Below are 2,861 nucleotides of genomic sequence, written 5' to 3' on the forward strand. Positions count from 1 at the left end.
CCCCCCCCCCCTCCCACAGGGTTAACGGTTATTTCGCAGACTGAACCGCTGCGCCAAGCTTCTTGGCGGCATCGGCCGGGTCGGCTTTCGGGTCGTTGATGTAGTTGGTCACCACATCGAAGAACGCGCCCTGCACCGCCAATGTGGTCGCCATGTTGTGCGCCATGCTTGGTTGCAGGCCGCCGTTCTTGGCGTCCTCAAGGAAGTCTTTGGCGGCGGTCTGGGCGCAGGAGTCGAAACCGTACTTGCCCATGTCCGCCAGCATGTCGTTACGCACCGGGATCGAGCCCTTGTTGATGCTGAAGACTTTCTGGAAGTTCTCGCCCAGCACGACCTTGGCGATATCCTGCTGACCCGCCGCCGTGCCCGCATCTTTCTGCTTGAACACCGCCAGGGAGTCGATGTTGTAGGTGAAGGCCTTTTCCGTGCCAGGGAACGCTACGCACTCGTAGTCCTTGCCGGCGACTTTCTTCGCGGCGGTCCACTCGCTCTTGGCCCAGTCACCCATGATCTGCATGCCGGCCTTGCCGTTGATGACCTTGGCCGCTTCCAGGTTCCAGTCCTGGCCCTTGCCATCGGGATCCATGTAGGTCGCGACCTTTTTCAGCTCGGTCAGCGCCTTGACCATTTCCGGACCGGTCAGCGCCTTGTTGTCCAGGTCGACCAGGGCTTTCTTGTAGCCGTCGGCACCCATTACCGAAAGCACCACGGCTTCGAACACGGTGCTGTCCTGCCATGGCTGGCCACCGTGGGCCAGGGGGATGAAACCCGCGGCCTTGAGCTTGTCGGCGGCGGCATAAAATTCTTCTAGGGTGGTCGGGTTCTTGGTGATGCCGGCTTTCTTGAAGACTTCCGGGTTGATCCACAGCCAATTGACGCGGTGAATGTTCACCGGCACGGCAACGTAGTCACCGTCGTACTTCACGGTGTCGGAGACTTTCTTGTCGAGCAGGCTGTCCCACTTCTCGGCTTTGGCAACATCTTCCAGGATATCGGTATCAAGCAGGCCGGTGGATGCCCATTCCTGGATATCCGGACCTTTGATCTGGGCTACGCCCGGTGGGTTGCCGGCCACGGCGCGGCTCTTGAGCACGGTCATGGCAGTGGAACCGCCGCCGCCGGCGACAGCGCCGTCCTTCCAGGTAAAGCCGTCTTTTTCAACTTGGGCCTTGAGCACATCGACCGCGGCTTTTTCACCACCCGATGTCCACCAGTGGACGACTTCCACGGAACCTTTCGATTCGGCGGCCAGGGCGCTGACGGGGAATGCTGCGACGGGAAGCAAGGAAGCAAGAGAAATGACAGTAGCGAGGCGAGAAATCGCATTCATCTAGAAGTACCTTTCTTGTTGTTATGCATGCAAGTCTGGTGCTTGCGCTGCATGGATTCTAATCAGGGGCAATCCCTTCGCAGGTAACGAAGGGACGCGTGTATGTCACGACATGGTTACACAGGTGCAGGATCGGAGAATCGCGCCAGGGCCGACGCCATGCTCGGCGCCAATGGCAGGCGTGGTATCAGCACCGCTTGCCAGGCGTGATAAAGGTCCGGTTTGCCTGGCCAGATGTCAGCGCTGGGGCGGTTCTGCGGGTCCAGCTCGTGATGCCAGCTGCCGTTGCAGCGGTCGATGAAATGTTTGTCACAAAACTCCCAGAAGCGCCGGTACCAGACTTCGTATTGCGCCTCGTCGGTACGTTTGAGCAAGGCACTGGCCGCCGCTGCCGCTTCGGCGTGCACCCAGTGCAGGCGATGGCGGACCACGGCGCGATTGTCCCAGTCCAGCGTATAGACGATGCCCGGCGCGCCATCGACTTCCCAGCCATGGCGGCAATTCTGATCGAAAAGTTTCTGCGCATCCTGGGCCAGCCAGCCCGGTGTCAGCATGCCGATCCGCACGCGCGCGGCTTCCAGATGCAGCAGCAGCCGCGCCCATTCGAAACCATGACCGGGCGTGGTGCCGTAGGGGCGAAAGCCATCGGCGGGATTGTCCTGGTTGTACTCGCGCAGCGGTTGCCAGTCGCGGTCGAAATGCTCCACCACCATGTAGTCGTTGGCGGCCGCATGACCATGGATGACCCGCTCGACGATACGCAGCGCGCGAGCCAGCCAGCGCGGATCGTCCGTGGCGTCGGCCAGGGCCAGGAAGGCTTCGGTGGCGTGCATGTTGCTGTTGGCGCCGCGATAGGCTTCCTCCTCGCTCCAGTCGCGGTTGAAGGACTCACGCAGGGCGCCCTCTTCTTCACACCAGAAATGCTCGTCGATAACCCGCACCGCTTCCTTGAGCAATGCCTCGGCGCCGGGGCGTTGGGCGACTACTGCGGAGCTGGCGGCCAGGGCCACAAAAGCATGCAGGTAAGCGGCCTTGCCGGTGTCGCTGGCCTCGGGATCGGCCATGGCGAACCAGCCGCCATGTTCGGCATCGCGCAGCGGGCCGCCGAGAGCCTGGACGCCATGATCCACCAGCTCGGCGAACCCCGGCAGGCCCTGGATGTGGGCCATGGCGAAGCTGTGGGTCATGCGTGCAGTTTTCATGGTCTCGGCCCGCGCATCGGCCGGCAGGCGACCCAGCTCGTCCAGGTTGCCGAAACCGTCCGGCAGCTTCGAAGCCTTGGCGAACGCCAGCAGCCGCAAGCCTTCGGCGGCAAGCCATTGCTGGTGGGCAGGGGCGTTCAGCCAACTGCTGAACGCCGGTTGGAAGGTGTCCATCGAGATACCTTTTTGTTGTTTTGACGCAGGGAGTCTAAACAAGGCGGGATGGGCGGCAGGTAACGAAAGGGGCGAGTTATGTCACCGGCTTGTGACATTACTGAGAGAAGGGGTGGTTCGACTGGCCTCTTCGCGAGCAGGCTCGCTCCCACAGG

2 protein-coding genes are annotated in these 2,861 nt (G+C 61.9%); both read right to left on the reverse strand.

Annotated features, from left to right (window positions below; all coding sequences use genetic code 11):
- Positions 1 to 28: 28 nt before the first annotated feature.
- Positions 29 to 1,330 carry an ABC transporter substrate-binding protein gene (locus ACE04F_RS25080; protein ID WP_486110371.1) on the reverse strand — a complete coding sequence of 434 codons (1,302 nt, stop codon included), beginning with the start codon at positions 1,328 to 1,330 and terminating at the stop codon, positions 29 to 31.
- A gap of 116 nt (positions 1,331 to 1,446) precedes the next feature.
- Positions 1,447 to 2,706, reverse strand: coding sequence for a D-mannose isomerase (locus ACE04F_RS25085; RefSeq protein ID WP_486110372.1), 1,260 nt, complete (start codon positions 2,704 to 2,706; stop codon positions 1,447 to 1,449).
- Positions 2,707 to 2,861 lie beyond the last annotated feature (155 nt).

The organism is Pseudomonas sp. AGC41 (assembly GCF_057334555.1).

Bases quoted from the DNA above. Each gene is read 5' to 3' on its own strand.
- ACE04F_RS25080 (WP_486110371.1), bottom strand. From the start codon at position 1,330: ATGAATGCGATTTCTCGCCTCGCTACTGTCATTTCTCTTGCTTCCTTG.
- ACE04F_RS25085 (WP_486110372.1), bottom strand. From the start codon at position 2,706: ATGGACACCTTCCAACCGGCGTTCAGCAGTTGGCTGAACGCCCCTGCC.